This is a genomic window from Syntrophomonas palmitatica JCM 14374 (assembly GCF_001311885.1).
In the GTDB taxonomy this organism is placed as follows: domain Bacteria; phylum Bacillota; class Syntrophomonadia; order Syntrophomonadales; family Syntrophomonadaceae; genus Syntrophomonas_A; species Syntrophomonas_A palmitatica.
Genome location: NZ_BBCE01000006.1, coordinates 108767 through 122994 on the forward strand (window position 1 = coordinate 108767; position 14228 = coordinate 122994).

At 45.9% G+C, this 14228-nt stretch carries 17 protein-coding genes; 8 read left to right on the top strand and 9 right to left on the bottom strand.

Translation table 11 applies throughout. The features are described 5' to 3' along the window. Positions 1-60: 60 nt before the first annotated feature. The gene (locus tag JCM14374_RS04950; protein ID WP_054694249.1) at positions 61-1215 is read right to left on the bottom strand and encodes a metallophosphoesterase; all 1155 of its coding nucleotides are present in this window, start codon (positions 1213-1215) and stop codon (positions 61-63) included. Positions 1216-1326: 111 nt separating this feature from the next. Here JCM14374_RS04950 and JCM14374_RS04955 point away from each other — a divergent pair, with 111 nt between their 5' ends. Continuing rightward, positions 1327-1638 carry a cupin domain-containing protein gene (locus JCM14374_RS04955; RefSeq protein ID WP_054694252.1) on the top strand — a complete coding sequence of 104 codons (312 nt, stop codon included), beginning with the start codon at positions 1327-1329 and terminating at the stop codon, positions 1636-1638. Between the two features lie 73 nt (positions 1639-1711). On the opposite strand, the gene JCM14374_RS04960 is transcribed toward JCM14374_RS04955, so the two are convergent. Then, positions 1712-2026 (bottom strand): demethoxyubiquinone hydroxylase family protein, encoded by a 315-nt coding sequence (locus JCM14374_RS04960; protein WP_054694256.1) that lies wholly within the window; start codon positions 2024-2026, stop codon positions 1712-1714. Positions 2027-2329: 303 nt separating this feature from the next. On the opposite strand from JCM14374_RS04960, the gene yedF reads away from it, so the two are divergent. After that, positions 2330-2911: a sulfurtransferase-like selenium metabolism protein YedF gene (gene yedF / locus JCM14374_RS04965; protein ID WP_054694259.1), complete on the top strand. Its 582-nt coding sequence runs from the start codon at positions 2330-2332 to the stop codon at positions 2909-2911. Positions 2912-3000: 89 nt separating this feature from the next. Further along, positions 3001-4146 (top strand): aminotransferase class V-fold PLP-dependent enzyme, encoded by a 1146-nt coding sequence (locus JCM14374_RS04970; RefSeq protein ID WP_054694261.1) that lies wholly within the window; start codon positions 3001-3003, stop codon positions 4144-4146. A 157-nt stretch (positions 4147-4303) separates the two neighbouring features. Here JCM14374_RS04970 and JCM14374_RS04975 read toward each other — a convergent pair whose 3' ends face one another. From JCM14374_RS04975 to JCM14374_RS04990, 4 genes are all read right to left on the bottom strand, one after another. Further along, the gene (locus JCM14374_RS04975) at positions 4304-5623 is read right to left on the bottom strand and encodes an acetyl-CoA hydrolase/transferase family protein (RefSeq protein WP_054694264.1); all 1320 of its coding nucleotides are present in this window, start codon (positions 5621-5623) and stop codon (positions 4304-4306) included. Between the two features lie 45 nt (positions 5624-5668). Continuing rightward, positions 5669-6448: an enoyl-CoA hydratase/isomerase family protein gene (locus JCM14374_RS04980; protein WP_054694266.1), complete on the bottom strand. Its 780-nt coding sequence runs from the start codon at positions 6446-6448 to the stop codon at positions 5669-5671. 519 nt (positions 6449-6967) lie between these two features. Beyond that, a complete protein-coding gene (locus JCM14374_RS04985; protein ID WP_054694269.1) occupies positions 6968-7294 on the bottom strand; it encodes a hypothetical protein in 327 nt (108 codons plus the stop codon). Positions 7295-7297: 3 nt separating this feature from the next. Continuing rightward, the gene (locus JCM14374_RS04990; protein ID WP_054694272.1) at positions 7298-8044 is read right to left on the bottom strand and encodes a ParA family protein; all 747 of its coding nucleotides are present in this window, start codon (positions 8042-8044) and stop codon (positions 7298-7300) included. Positions 8045-8405: 361 nt separating this feature from the next. On the opposite strand from JCM14374_RS04990, the gene JCM14374_RS04995 reads away from it, so the two are divergent. From JCM14374_RS04995 to JCM14374_RS05010, 4 genes are all read left to right on the top strand, one after another. Beyond that, a complete protein-coding gene (locus tag JCM14374_RS04995) occupies positions 8406-8831 on the top strand; it encodes an RrF2 family transcriptional regulator (protein ID WP_054694276.1) in 426 nt (141 codons plus the stop codon). Between the two features lie 125 nt (positions 8832-8956). Then, entirely contained in the window at positions 8957-10582 is a 1626-nt protein-coding gene (hcp, locus tag JCM14374_RS05000) for a hydroxylamine reductase (protein ID WP_054694278.1), read from the top strand. A gap of 10 nt (positions 10583-10592) precedes the next feature. Next, a complete protein-coding gene (locus JCM14374_RS05005) occupies positions 10593-11135 on the top strand; it encodes a CGGC domain-containing protein (RefSeq protein WP_083453875.1) in 543 nt (180 codons plus the stop codon). 24 nt (positions 11136-11159) lie between these two features. After that, positions 11160-11537: an ATP-binding protein gene (locus tag JCM14374_RS05010; RefSeq protein ID WP_054694281.1), complete on the top strand. Its 378-nt coding sequence runs from the start codon at positions 11160-11162 to the stop codon at positions 11535-11537. A gap of 182 nt (positions 11538-11719) precedes the next feature. On the opposite strand, the gene JCM14374_RS05015 is transcribed toward JCM14374_RS05010, so the two are convergent. Continuing rightward, complete coding sequence (locus tag JCM14374_RS05015) at positions 11720-11911, bottom strand: type II toxin-antitoxin system antitoxin (protein ID WP_054694285.1); 192 nt, start codon at positions 11909-11911, stop codon at positions 11720-11722. Positions 11912-11921: 10 nt separating this feature from the next. Continuing rightward, positions 11922-12764 carry an SPFH domain-containing protein gene (locus JCM14374_RS05020; RefSeq protein ID WP_054694287.1) on the bottom strand — a complete coding sequence of 281 codons (843 nt, stop codon included), beginning with the start codon at positions 12762-12764 and terminating at the stop codon, positions 11922-11924. Positions 12765-13230: 466 nt separating this feature from the next. Here JCM14374_RS05020 and ymfI point away from each other — a divergent pair, with 466 nt between their 5' ends. After that, positions 13231-13983, top strand: a complete 753-nt coding sequence (gene ymfI / locus JCM14374_RS05025) for an elongation factor P 5-aminopentanone reductase (protein ID WP_083453876.1) — start codon at positions 13231-13233, stop codon at positions 13981-13983. 33 nt (positions 13984-14016) lie between these two features. On the opposite strand, the gene JCM14374_RS13735 is transcribed toward ymfI, so the two are convergent. After that, on the bottom strand, positions 14017-14228 hold a 212-nt coding region (locus JCM14374_RS13735), incomplete at its 5' end, for a hypothetical protein (RefSeq protein ID WP_172674156.1).

Consider the following 14228-nt stretch of genomic DNA (forward strand, 5'->3'; position numbering starts at 1 on the left):
ATTGATCAAAATCGATATCCAGGGCAGCTCGCTTATTTAATCAAACAAGAAGAGCTGCCCTTATTTATTAAAAACTACATCGGCCACAACGATCTCCGGGCGGTTGCCGATGCGGATAGGCGGGCCCCAGGTTCCGTAACCGCATGAAATAATGGCCTGCAGGCGGTCTTTGCGCAGGTAGCCCCAATCCTGCTCATAGAGCTTATGGGTTATGAGGTTGTTGGGAAAGAACTGGCCCAGGTGGGTGTGTCCGGAAAACTGCAAATCAACTCCGGCCTGGTCGGCTTCCTCCAGTTTGAACGGCTGGTGATCAATTAAAATAACCGGCAGCAGTTCGGAATCCAGTCCTTGCAGAAGTTCTCGCAGGTCCTTACGCCGTTTTTGGCTAAACCCGCCCCGGTTTAAATCGTCCCGTCCCACTAAGTAAAAAGCGTTGTCAACTTCTATATAACGGTCACGCAAAACGGTTACCCCCGCATCCTGCAGGAATTTTCCGACCCGGTACACTTGACCGCTGATATATTCGTGATTTCCAGGAACAGCAAAAGTGCCGTAACGTGCAGTTATTCTGCTGAAGGTATAGGGGATTTCGTCCTGGGCTTCCAGGTCAGCCCCCTCATCGACTATGTCCCCCGCCAGCAAAACCAGGTCGGGCTGAAGCGAATTAATGCTGTTGACCATAGAATTTAACCGGTTAATTCCAACAATCCAGCCCAGGTGGATATCGGAAACCATAACTATGCGCATCTTGTCAAGCGGGCTGGATTTCTTATTGATACTTAAATCATAATGAATTATGCGCGGATGGCAGGCATTCCAAGTACCGTAAGAAAATATTACCAGCAAAATACTGCACATGACGGCGGCCACCCCTGGGTGCGGCGTTTTAAAATCTGCAGGCAGAAAGTTTATAAAGTGGTCGGCCAGGCGCACCAAATCCAGAGCCAGAATAATAAAAAAAAGATAATACATCGCTCCCAGCCAGTAAGAAGCTGCCGTAATCAATATCTTGCTGATTTCATGAGGAAGCAGCTGCGACAGCCAGCGGCTGACCGGGAAGAGCAGAGAAGCGATCAGCACGAATATACCCCATGACCAGGCCAGGCGGGGATAGCTGCCGCGTACAGCCTGCCCCCCGCGCAGAGCTATGTAAGCATTTATTAAACCGTAAAGCAAAAGAAAAGCAGCATAGAACGCGAAACGTTTTAAGGCCAAAAGACAGCCTCCCGCAATTAATAATTTCATATATTATGAACCAGGAACGATATTATATATTGTATATCCATAGCATTTAAAAACAAGAATAATTTCAGGATGTGGAGATTAATGCACAATATTTACCAGTTACTTGCTGATCTGCCTGATGAAGAAATAGTCGAGATACTGGCTGAGACAGATGCAGTGCGCATTGAACGCATAGTTTCCAGCGGACAGGTTTCCCCGCCGGGTTTCTGGTATGACCAGCCGCGTGACGAATGGGTGCTGCTCTTGCAAGGTACCGCGATACTGGAATGGGAGAATGGCAGAAGAAGGGATTTATTTCCCGGCGAATGGTTAATTATTCCCGCAGGTGAAAAACATCGTGTGAGCGAGACTTCAACGAACCCGCCCTGTATCTGGCTGGCGGTTCATTACTAAGGAACAAGGGCCGGACACAGGTTTAAATTACTAATAGACCTGTAATTTGGTTCCTGTTACCGGCCCGGTTTTTTTACTGTATGGGATTCTGAAAATTCTGGGCTTGTTGATTTTGTATGGTCTGGATACCTTGTTGAGTATAATCTTGTTCAGCGGGGTTCAGCATGAATAATAGCTGCTGGAGCTGTCCTACATGCCTGCGTTCCTCATTGGCTATGTGCAAAAGGACTTTTTTTACACGTTCATCATATATAGCCATAGCGTGAGCCTCATAACCGATGATGGCCTCTAATTCTCCAGCCAAATCGACACGCAGAGCCTGCAGCAATTCAGCATCGTTCAACTGCCTTGGGGTAGTGGCTACAAATGGATCTCCCAGAAGCGCCATGTATACCCTCCTTTCTTTTTTTGCTAGTTTTCTCATGCAGCCATTAAATATACAATTAAGGGCATGTATATTTACCTTTATCATGTATGGATGGCTTGCCAATTAAAAACCTATATAACCGTTAGTTATTATACTTATAATAATTATATGATATATTTAAGACATCGTTTATTCTTCATCTGGTTTGGATAGTTTAATGCTTATAATTGCAGTCTAACTGGAGATGGCTGGGTTATAATCAGCCGTGAATAAAGGTATATTGAACTGGTGAGAAAATATAAATAAATATGAAAGGGCGGTATTATGGAAGGAAGGATAGTAGATGCCAGAGGGTTGAATTGTCCGGAACCCGTTATTTTGACGAAAAAAGCGATGGACGAAAACCACTCTATGCAAATAACAGCCATAGTCAGCAATGAAGCAGCGCGGGAAAACGTAAGTAAGCTGGGGCAGAGTCAGGGGTATCAGGTGGAGGTGGAAGAAAAAGACGCCGATTATTACATTTACCTGCATCCCGGTTTGGAAAGCTGTGAAGATGATAAATTGGCCGGGGATGTAACCATTCTCATTAAAAGCAGCCTGTTTGGCGAGGGTGATGGTGAACTGGGTCAGGTGCTGATGAAGAGCTTCCTGTTCAGCCTGAATGAACTTGACCAGCCGGTTAAGCATATGATTTTTATGAACAGCGGGGTTAAACTTACCTGCGAGGGATCTGCGGTTCTGGAACACCTGGTAGCCCTGGAATCAAAAGGGGTGGAGATTCTGTCCTGCGGGACCTGCCTGGACTTTTACCACCTGAAAGAAAAACTGGCAGTGGGGAAGGTCACCAATATGTATACCGCTATGGAACTCCTGACTACTGCCGCCAAGGCCATAACATTATAAGAGTTGCCACAGACAGACACAGATACGTTAGTGCTTAATCTGGGTTTATCTGCGGTCAATCAGGTCTCCTATTGCAAAGGAGGTTTGCCATGCGGGGCATTTACCTTGACAATGCGGCTACATCATATCCCAAACCTGAAAGCGTATGTGACGCCGTAGACCATTTTAACCGTTACCTGGGAGGAAACCCTGGACGGGGAGCCCACCGGGCTACGTTACAGGCGGGAAACATCATATTGGAGGCCCGTGAATCCCTGGCGGCCCTATTTAATATTGAAGACGCCAATTATATCGCTTTTATGAGTAATGTTACCGAAGCGTTAAATACAGCGCTAAAAGGACTGCTGCAGCCGGGGGATCATGTAATAACCTCCGATATGGAGCATAATGCCATGGCGCGTCCTTTATATGTTTTATCCAGACAGGGGATTGAATGGACTCAGATACACGCTTCGATGAAGAATGGGCTGGACCCCGAGGATGTCCGCAGAGCTATTAAACCTAATACCAAACTCATAACTTTGCTGCATGCATCCAATTTGACCGGCGCCATAATGCCTATAACCGCCATTGGAAAAATTGCACGTGAACACGACATTACTTTTATGGTGGACAGTGCCCAGAGCGCAGGGGTTTTACCGATAGACGTCATTGCACAGAATATAGATGTCCTGGCTTTTACTGGACATAAGGGCCTTTTGGGCTTGCAGGGAACCGGAGGCTTATATGTAAAACCAGGCTTATTTATTAGAAGATTGAAAGAAGGAGGGACCGGTTCGTTTTCCGAACACCTTACCCATCCCGATTTTATGCCTGATCACCTGGAAGCCGGAACCCCTAACACACCGGGAATTATAGGGCTTTTGGCGGGGGTTAATTTTGTTCGTGCTGCGGGAGTGGATAAAATAAGGGAACATGAAATAAGGCTCTGTGAAAGGCTGCTGCAAGGTTTGCGGGAGATCCCGGGAGTCATTGTATACGGGCCTGCTGACAGTAAGGATCGTACCGCTGTAATAGCATTTAATATTTCCGGTAGAGATTGCGGCGATGTAAGCTTTAATTTGGATCACAGGTATGGCATAATCTGCCGGGCGGGTTTGCACTGCGCTCCGCTGGCCCATACTTGTATAGGAACATTTGAAACCGGGGCCTGCCGCTTGAGCCCAGGATTTTTTAACAACGAAGAAGATATTGATAGAACCATCAAGGCTATTTATACCCTGGCTAAAGAATAAAAAATTTATAGCGTGAGGAGACTAAGACATCCGCTTAACCCCTCACGCTTTTCTAATCTCCATCTTTTGGCACTGTTTTAAGGTTTGGTGTAAATAATCAAAACTGTCAAACCCGGCCTGGCAGGTGTCATTTTACGTTTGTTTCCCGTTCATGGCATTAAGGAATATAATTCATCTTCCGCGCTTCCCATTCCAGGCGGGGACGAAAATCAGGATGAGCGATAGCTATAAGTTCCTTGACCCGGGTTCTGAGGTTTTGACCCTTAAGGCTGGCTACACCGTATTCGGTTACGACATACTGTACATCGGTGCGGGAGACTGTGGTAAAAATGCCGGGCGACAGAGTGGGGACGATTTTGGATTTAACCTCGCCGTTTTTGTTGGTGTAGGTGGAGTAAAGGGTCAGAAAAGATTTTCCTCCTTTGGAACGCCAGGTGCCCTGAACAAAGTCTAATTGCCCTCCGGTTCCGGTGTATTGCATGGTGCCTATGGATTCGGAAGCGGCCTGCCCGCTTAAATCAACCTCCATGGTGGCGTTTACGGAAATCATGTTGTCGTTTTTGCCAATTATATAAGGGTCATTTACAAAACGGGTGGAGTGCATTTCCACCATGGGATTTTCATCAATAAAGTTGTAGAGTTTGCTGGTGCCCAAAGCAAAAGAGCCCACCCATTTATAGGGCATAAAGTTCTTCTTGCTGCATGTGATAGCCCCGGCTTCGTATAGGTCAACCATAGTGTCGGTAAGCATTTCCGAATGGATTCCTAAATCCTTGCGGTCAGTCAGAAAATTAGCAATAGCATTAGGCATGCCGCCGATACCGATTTGAATACAAGAGCCATCTTCAATCAAATCGGCTATAAAGCGCCCGATCTTTTCATCCTTGTCAGTGATAGGTATCGGAGGAAGTTCAAACAAGGGGATAGTGTTTTCCACCACGGCGGAGACTTCACTTATATGCAGCTGGTTGTGTCCGTAGGTACGGGGCATATTCTCGTTTACTTCTACGATGATACTGCGAGGATGACTGAGTTTTGCGGCTTCCCAGCCCCAGTCCACATTGCAGCCCGTACTGAAAAAGCCATGTTTGTCCATAGGTGATACCACCATGCAGGCCACATGACACTCGCGGCAGCGTTGAATCATATCAACTGTTTCGCCCAGGCGGCAGGGAGTGTAGGTAAATAAACCTTCACCTACCCCGTTGCGGGTGGCTATGGATACAAATCCCGAATCTATAAGGACCTTTCCGACTAGATCCTTGTGATAAAGGTCAAACCAGCGCACATCCACCCCGGCAACATAAGTAACCCCTTTTAATTCATCATTGCGAATCCGCTGCGCTACAGCGTTAATCAGGCCCAACGGCTGGCCGTTGGAGAGCGGGGCCACTACATTATCATTATCGTGAATTAATTTAGCCGCATCGTCGGCGCTTACCAATTTCTGTTTATACAGTTCCTGCCAGCGATTCATAAAATCTTCCCCCCATAAATGTTATTTTTTATATTTGCGCAACTACTATTTCCCCTTAAAAACTGCCTTGCGTCCCTCCAGAAATGCAGTCATACCTTCCTTTTGATCATCGGAGGAGAAAAGGAAGGCGAACTTTTCTTTTTCCATCATGAGTCCGGTGTATATATCCACATCATAGCTTAGATGTATGAGTTCTTTGGCGGTGCGGATAGCCAGAGGCGGTTTTTTACTGAGCTTTTTGGCAATTTTTAAAGTCTGTTCCTTTAACTCTTCCGCAGATACCAGGAAATTCACCAGGCCAAGCTGAAAGGCCTGCTGAGCATTGAACACCTCACCCAGAAAGATTAATTCTTTGGCTTTGCCCTCGCCTACCATCCGGGTTAAACGCTGCGTGCCGCTGCCGCCAGGGACAATACCCAGATTTATTTCCGGCAAACCGAAAAAGGCATTATCCGCAGCTATGCGGATATCGCAGGCCAGGGCCATTTCGCAGCCGCCACCCAAAGCGTAGCCGGCGATAGAAGCCAGGGTAGGTTTCCCCAGGGCCATGATCTTGTTCATAGTGACCTGAACCTGGTAAATATAGTTGTGAGCATCCTGCGGCCCATAGCTGACAAAGTTTTTGATGTCAGCACCGGCCGCAAAGGCATTCCCGTCACCTTGGACAACCAGCACTTTTACCTGCGGATCGGATGCTACATCGTCCAGCACGAGGGAAAGGTCGATAAGCACATCTTCGTTGATGGCATTCAGCACTTCAGGCCGGTTGATTTGCACAGTAGCGATGCCATCATCTTTCCAATAAAGTACCGTTTTTAAATCCACAACAAACTCCCCCTTTCAGTACACTCCCCTTAAGCAAAGCAAGTGCGCCAAAGCGAGATTAATAAAAAGAAAATTCCGACAAATAAAGCGATAATGATAAGTGATGGTCTAATTAATCTCTATGACAAAATTATGTGGCAATTAGTATAAATGAGGAGTGCTGTTTAAATGTGGTATCATAATCATTATATTCTGAATAATATGAAAACATCAATAGTTTTTGTAGGAAGTTAAGAGAGCGGTTAAAAGGCATTTTATATAATCGATCTCATGTTGTGAGAAGAACCAAAAGGAGATGAAGCAAAAGGTCGCGGGAGATAGAAATAATAATAAATAGTGCAGGCCATAAACATTTATCAAAATGGTTTGTAAAGTGATGTGATATCTATGGATGCGGTAAACTTGGCTTAACCTTCAGCGTATTGTCTTACACTGCAGTTATAAAGTCTGTGTAAGTCATAGTAGTCAGTGAAGTCACTGTCTATTTAGTTCTTTATTTTCTTATTCATTACCCGAGGTTTACCAAAATAGAAATGGAAACCATATACGCCAGGGCTGAATTAACAAATTAAGTTGATCGGTTTTTTGCTTAAGTATTTTAACTTCTATTTTAATTGTTTCTACATCTATATCGCTTGTGGGCGTATGGTTTTCTGCAGTAACAGGCAATGAAGGGGCTTCTTCAGATAAAACCGGATTCATTTGTAAAGAGGTTTTCCTGCTTTTTCGGGTGGAATTGGGGGCCTTTTTAACCTGATCATTAGCTGAAGATTTCTCCAGAATATCTTCAGCGGGTTGATTGAGCTTCGCAAAAGGGTCTTTTCCCAACCGGCGTTTCTGATTCATAATTTATCTCCTTTCCATGATTTCACGGCACAGGTTCATATAATCCCGGGCTCCGTTGCTGTCAGGACGATATCTGAATATATCCTGGCCAAAACTGGGCGCTTCGGCTAGGGCTATATTTTCACGGATAATAGTCTGAAAAAGTCTGCCGGAAAAATGTTCTTCCAGGCTGGCTAAAACCTCGCGGTTAAGCACTTTGCGCTGGTCGTAACGGGTTATAATGATTCCGCCAAGCTTTAGTTCCTTATTATATTGAGAATGGATTGAAGAAATTGTATCAAGCAGCTTGCTCATGCCATGCAAGGCTAAAAATTCGGCCTGCACCGGTACAAACACCTCTTGGGCTGCTGCCAGAGCGTTTACGGTGATTAATCCATAGCTGGGAGGGCAATCCAATAAAATAAAATCGAAAGCCAGGTTTGGTAAAGCTCTCTTCAAAAGGAATTGTTTATTTGGGTTGTTGTTAAGATTTGCATCCACTTGGGTTAAATTCGAACGAGCCGGTAAAAGTTTTAATCCGTTGACAGTGATTAAAGCCTGATTAATTTCGCTTTGACCGCTAAGGACTTCATAAACGGAGGTGTTTATTTCTGATTCAGACAGCCCCATGGAAAAGCTGAGATTAAATTGAGGGTCAAGATCCACCAGGAGTACTTTGTGGCCCAACATGGCCAGTCCGGCGCCGATGTTTACTGTGGAGGTGGTTTTGCCCGTTCCGCCTTTCTGATTGCAAACAGCGATAATCCTCATTTTAAAATCACCCACATCGATTAGATCCTATTAACCCCTCATGCCCAGTGGATACAATATTGAGGAGTAAGAAGTTAAACGTAAAACATGAGACGTGAGAAGGGTCCCAGCTAATAATCTTTCAGCGTATTCAGCATCAAAAAATGTCTTACCCCACAGTTAAAAGGTCTGTGAAAATCATAGAAAGTCTGTAATGTCTGTGCCCAACTAAAACCATTCGACATACTTACAAAATATACCTTCCAAAATGCCTAAAAAAATCGAAATTATTCTACATCAGACTTGCAGACTAGAATTCTACCTGGTATTCTGTAATAAGATAAAGAGGATAAATATAGTCCACAATAAAAGATGGTTTTTTATGCAAATTACACGGCAAACGGAATATGCAATTCGTACTATGTTGGAACTGGCTAAATTTCCTTATGGTGAAGTATTATCCACACGTTTTATTTCGGAACAGCAAGACATTCCTGAAGACTTTCTCAAGAAAACTGTAAAACTCCTGGCACTGGCTGATCTGGTCGTTACCCAGCGCGGGACTAACGGGGGAATAAAATTGGCCAAACGGGCGGGTAAAATCAACCTGGCGGATATAGTTGCCGCTATAGAAGGGCCGATTGCTTTGAATGTATGTCTGTCACCGGGATATACTTGCCCTAATCAGCCTGTATGTCCGGTGAACCGTAATTTAGCCCGTGCCCAGCAAGCATTGATTAAAGAGCTGCAGCGCGAAACCCTGGAAGACATGTTGAAGAATACAGACAGCAGCGATCATAGAGAATGAAAAACCTACAACAAGTGTAAGAGGTTGCAGCATCTATGTGAAAATGGATGGGAAGGAGGAATTCTTTAAGCCGAAAGTGGACCAATATAATCAACATTATCATATATATAAAAGGAGGAACTAATATGTTTTGCAACCAGTGTGAACAGACCAGTAAAGGCGGCTGCATCAACGTGGGCGTGTGCGGGAAGAATCCTGATACCGCCGCCCTGCAGGACCTGCTGCTTTATGCGCTGAAGGGGTTATCCTTTTATGCACTTGAGGCGCGTAAAGCAGGAATTAACCCCAAACAAGCAGATCGTTTCATCTGTGAAGCTGTTTTTAGCACCCTGACCAATGTGAATTTCAATCCGGAAAAACTGCAGGAATACATTGAAAAGACGGTATTATTTAGAAATCAAATAAGCGAACAGCTTCAGGGCATGGATAAGGTTCCAGCTTTTAATGATCCAGCTGCAAACTATCTTGCCGGGGAAAGCCTGCAGGATTTAATTGAGGAAGGCAATAGGCAGGGTCTGCTGGTTGATCGCCGGGCACCGGCGGATATACAGTCCTTGCAGGAAATTCTGCTTTACGGAGTCAAAGGTGTTTGCGCTTACGCCTATCATGCCGCTCTTCTGGGACAGGAAGATGAAAAAATCTATACCTTTGTTCAGGAAGCCTTTACCAGAGTCGGCAGTCATGAAAATGACCTCGACTTCTGGCTGAACATGGTGTTAAAGTGCGGGGAGATAAACCTGTTGACTATGGAACTGTTAGACACAGGCAATACTTCTGCTTTTGGCCATCCCGTACCCACCCAGGTGACTCTGGGACACAAAGCCGGTAAGGCTATCCTGGTTTCTGGGCATGATCTCCTGGATTTAAAACATGTTCTGGAAGCGACCGCGGGTCAGGATATAAATATTTATACTCACGGGGAAATGCTGCCTGCCCATGGTTATCCGGAACTCAAAAAGTATCCCCATTTTTATGGCCATTACGGCAGGGCCTGGCAGAACCAGCAAAAGGAGTTCGAGAATTTCCCGGGGCCGATATTAATGACTACCAACTGCTTGATGATGCCTAAAGATAGTTATAAAGATAAGGTTTTTACAACCGGTCCCGTATCCTATCCGGGCCTTACCCACCTGAAAACTGATAACCTTGTTGAATTGGTGGACAAAGCTCTAGCAATGTCAGGGTTCCAAAGCGACGAGGAACAGGGAAATGTAATGGTCGGCTTTGCCCGTAACAGCGTATTGGGTGTCGCCGATAAAGTTATAGCCGGTGTAAAAGCCGGTGTCATAAAACATTTCTTCTTGGTAGGCGGGTGCGATGGGGCCCGGGCTGGACGCAACTATTTTACCGAACTGGTGGAAAAGACCCCGGCCGATACGGTAATCCTTACCCTGGGATGCGGCAAATTCCGTTTCTTTGATAAGGAACTGGGTGCAATCGACGGCATACCCCGCCTGCTGGATGTGGGCCAGTGTAATGACTCTTATTCAGCTATTCAGATAGCTGCGGCTCTGGCCAACGCTTTCGAATGCGGAGTAAATGACCTGCCTTTATCCATGATCCTTTCCTGGTATGAGCAGAAAGCCGTGGCAGTTTTGCTGACCCTGCTTTATCTGGGCATAAAAAATATCCGGCTGGGACCGACCTTGCCCGCTTTTATCACTCCAGCCGTCCTGGATGTCCTGGTTAAGCATTTTGCTATTAAACCGGTGAGCAGCGCGGATGAGGATTTGAAAGCTATTTTAGGTTAAAATATTGCTTATGGAGTTGGATAATGAGGAAGTGGTAATAGTGAAGTGGACAGAAGAAGCCCAGGCCGAATTGCAAAAGATTCCGGCCTTTGTAAGGGATATGGCCGTTAAGGCAGTAGAAAGCGAAGTGACAGCCCGGGGAGATGATACGGTTACGGCTGAGGATCTGCGCCGCAGCCGGGAAAAGTATATTGCTTTCGCCGAAGACAAACCGGGCCAGAAGAAAAAGACCCGCATCGCCGTAGTACGCTGTGAAACCGTGTCCGAAGTATGTCCGGGGGTGGCGTGCATGGCAGCGTTCAATCGCCGCCAGCAGTATTTCAAGTCCTATGGTGATGAGGCGGAGATCATCGGGTTTTTCACCTGTGGCGGCTGCCCGGGCAGGCGGGTATCCCGGTTGATGGATTCTTTGAAAAAACACAAGCTGGATGTGGTGCATCTCTCATCCTGTATGGGTTTGTCAGACAACTATATTCCCTGTCCTCATTATGAGGAAATCCGTAAATCTATTGAGAACAAGGGCATTAAGGTAGTAGATGGCACCCATCATTAGCAGACTGAATAAGGGGGTGATTTGATGGTCCAAAGAACCATTATCAAAATCGATAAAGAATTATGCAACGGCTGCGGGGCCTGTATCAGCCCTTGCGCTGAGGGAGCCCTGGCCCTGGTTGACGGTAAAGCTGAAGTCATTAAGGAAGAACTCTGTGATGGAGCCGGGTTTTGCCTGGGAGTCTGTCCTTTGGGAGCTTTGTCCTTGGAGACTCGGGAAGCTGAAGATTTTTCAGAATCAGCGGTAAAAGCCCGCCAGGGGCAAAAGATACTGCCATATATTCCGCAGCACTGTACCTTTTGTAACAACAGCGAAGAAGAAGTTTACCTGCTGCCATTGAAACACAAGGGGCAGGCTCTTTGGACCTGTACTCGCTGCCTGCCCCGTTTAATCCATGGGTAATCATATAATGCGGCACAGTATGATGTCATTGGCGAGCGAAGCGAAGCAATCTAAAATGTCATGCGAGAGAAAGATTGCCGCGTCGCTTACGCTCCTCGCAATGACAAATACGCGAGTTTTCATAACAATGACATGCCGTTTGCTACGCATAACCGATCAACTGTGAAAGTTGAGATGGATAACTAATTACCATTACTTGGTTTTTCCTCAGGCCGGACGTTTTTTTCCAGGCGCCCGGCCTTTTTTAACGCTTCCCTTAGAATAAATTCAACCTGACCGTTGACGCTGCGGAATTCGTCTGCCGCCCAGCGTTCCAAAGCCTCGTATACTGCCGGATCTATACGTAGAGGAAAGTTTTTCTTCGGTCCTGCCATGATATTGCCCTTAGTATATACTGCTGGTGTTTATTATAGGCTGAGCGCCGCGTTCGGAAATTATAGCCACCAGGAGGTTGTTAATCATCGCTACTTTCCTCTCTTCATCAAGTTCCACAATGCCTTCCTGCTGCAGCTGGGCAATTGCCATCTGGGCCATACCCACGGCACCTTCCACGATCTTCTGGCGAGCGGCAATAATTGCCGAGGCTTGCTGCCTTTGCAGCATAGCGCTGGCGATTTCCGTGGCATAAGCCAGGTGGGTCAAACGAGCCTCTATTACTTCTACTCCCGCTACCTCAAGGCGTTCCTGCAATTCGCGGCTCAGTTCATGGGCTACTTCTTCAGCATTGCCGCGCAGGGAAATCCCACCCTCCCCGAAATCATCATAAGGATATTTGGTGGCTACATGACGCAGGGCGGTCTCACTTTGAATTTCTACAAATTGTTCATAATTGTCTACATCAAACATAGCCCGGGCGGAATCCACTACCTTAAAAACCACCACCGCCGCTATTTCGATGGGATTGCCTTCAACATCGTTAACCTTGAGTGTTTTACTGTTAAAATTGCTCACCCGCAGAGATACTTTATTGCGATTGGCAAAAGGAACGGTCAGAAAAAAACCGCTGTCCCTGATGCTGCCCATGTAGCTGCCGAAAAAGATGACTACTCCGGCTTGATTGGGCTGCACAATTGTAATCCCGCTGAAAACGATCATACTGAAAAGAGTAAACAATACCCCGGGTAAAATGTATCCCAGGATGAAACTGCAAACCGCCGCAGCCAAAACAAAAACAGCCAGAAACAACATAAGAAACCCGTTCAATTTCCAGGCGCTTTTTTCTGTCATAATTTTACCTCCTTAATAAATGATATTTATATGATATCACTTTTATATCAAATTGCAAGGGCTATATCTAGATATATTTACCAGGATTCTCAGGCTTGCATTTACTATAAGGGCAACATATAATTGAATTAAGGTGGCGGAGAATCCTGGTGAGTTGAATCCTTTAGACCCAGAGAGTAAACACGCTGCTTCACATGTTAAGTAATGTTCGGTTCGGTTTTTAGTCCCTTCACTTTTTTGAAATATAACAGAAAGTCCTTACAGGTGGTTCCTTGAGAGTTAAGAAAACCTTGTTGTCATTAGTTTTCTCCTTCTCCGCCACCGAATAAACAAGAAATGATGCCCTTCCTGGTTACAGACTGGGAAGGGTATTTTTCATGGGCAATTTTTGCATGAAAATTGGATAACCGGGTGATTATTTATTATGCTTAATATGGATAGAATCATCCCGAGGAGGCTTTTGCAAATGGATAAAGGTTTGGCAGGTCAGGTTTGCCTGGTAACCGGGGGAAGCCGGGGCATTGGCGCCGAAGTTTGCCGCGCTTTGGCGCTTGAGGGTGTTAAAGTAGCTGTAAATTATCATAATTCTGAAGCGGCAGCTTTAAAACTACTGGAGGAAATACGCTTGCAGGGAATGGAAGCTATGGCTGTAAAAGCTGATATCAGCCAGGCGGCTCAAGTGGAGGCTATGTTCCAACGGGTAGAAAAGGAACTGGGGCCGGTTGGTTTACTGGTTAATAATGCCGGTATATCTTTGCAGGCTATGCTGGTTGATACTGCGGAAGATGAATGGGACCGGCTAATGGGGGTCAATCTTAAAGGTGCCTTTTTATGCTGCCGGCGAGCACTCCCCGGCATGCTGAGCAATTCAAAGGGAAGTATAGTTAATGTGGCATCGGTGTGGGGTATGCGGGGAGCCGCATGCGAATCTGTTTATGCGGCTTCCAAAGGCGGGCTACTGGCCTTGACACGTTCGCTGGCTGTCGAAGTGGGCCAGTGCGGTATCAGGGTAAATGCCATAGCTCCCGGCCCGGTGAAAACTGATATGTTAGTTAAAGAATTGCAGGCGGATGAAATAGAACAGCTAAACAGTGAAATACCTCTGGGACGACTGGGCCGTTCCCGGGAAATGGCTGCTGCCTGTGTTTTTCTATTATCTTCCCAGGCTTCATATATTAATGGTGCGGTTTTGAATGTGGACGGTGGCTGGAAGGCCTAAAATAATTATGAATTATGAATTAGGAATTATTAATTACCGCTTTTGATTCGGTTTTAACTGCAGAACATATATTTTTCTTTCACGACCTGATTGCGCTGCGGGAAAGTCGATATGACAGCTCAGCGTATTCACTGCCCGGCTCGAAATGCGGTTTTTAAGTTTGAGATAATTGCTTTCACTCAATACGGCAATCAATTCCCGGTTTTCGCCCGCCGCTTTTTTCATTTCCGGATTTGACGAAAATG

What these genes read in the sequence shown, in the direction of transcription:
- JCM14374_RS04970 (WP_054694261.1), top strand. Translation starts at nt 3,001, where the DNA reads ATGCGGGGCATTTACCTTGACAATGCGGCTACATCATATCCCAAACCT.
- JCM14374_RS05020 (WP_054694287.1), bottom strand. Translation starts at nt 12,764, where the DNA reads ATGACAGAAAAAAGCGCCTGGAAATTGAACGGGTTTCTTATGTTGTTT.
- JCM14374_RS04975 (WP_054694264.1), bottom strand. Translation starts at nt 5,623, where the DNA reads ATGAATCGCTGGCAGGAACTGTATAAACAGAAATTGGTAAGCGCCGAC.
- JCM14374_RS04985 (WP_054694269.1), bottom strand. Translation starts at nt 7,294, where the DNA reads ATGAATCAGAAACGCCGGTTGGGAAAAGACCCTTTTGCGAAGCTCAAT.
- hcp (WP_054694278.1), top strand. Translation starts at nt 8,957, where the DNA reads ATGTTTTGCAACCAGTGTGAACAGACCAGTAAAGGCGGCTGCATCAAC.
- JCM14374_RS04960 (WP_054694256.1), bottom strand. Translation starts at nt 2,026, where the DNA reads ATGGCGCTTCTGGGAGATCCATTTGTAGCCACTACCCCAAGGCAGTTG.
- JCM14374_RS05010 (WP_054694281.1), top strand. Translation starts at nt 11,160, where the DNA reads ATGGTCCAAAGAACCATTATCAAAATCGATAAAGAATTATGCAACGGC.
- yedF (WP_054694259.1), top strand. Translation starts at nt 2,330, where the DNA reads ATGGAAGGAAGGATAGTAGATGCCAGAGGGTTGAATTGTCCGGAACCC.
- ymfI (WP_083453876.1), top strand. Translation starts at nt 13,231, where the DNA reads ATGGATAAAGGTTTGGCAGGTCAGGTTTGCCTGGTAACCGGGGGAAGC.
- JCM14374_RS04990 (WP_054694272.1), bottom strand. Translation starts at nt 8,044, where the DNA reads ATGAGGATTATCGCTGTTTGCAATCAGAAAGGCGGAACGGGCAAAACC.
- JCM14374_RS04955 (WP_054694252.1), top strand. Translation starts at nt 1,327, where the DNA reads ATGCACAATATTTACCAGTTACTTGCTGATCTGCCTGATGAAGAAATA.
- JCM14374_RS04995 (WP_054694276.1), top strand. Translation starts at nt 8,406, where the DNA reads ATGCAAATTACACGGCAAACGGAATATGCAATTCGTACTATGTTGGAA.
- JCM14374_RS05015 (WP_054694285.1), bottom strand. Translation starts at nt 11,911, where the DNA reads ATGGCAGGACCGAAGAAAAACTTTCCTCTACGTATAGATCCGGCAGTA.
- JCM14374_RS05005 (WP_083453875.1), top strand. Translation starts at nt 10,593, where the DNA reads ATGGAGTTGGATAATGAGGAAGTGGTAATAGTGAAGTGGACAGAAGAA.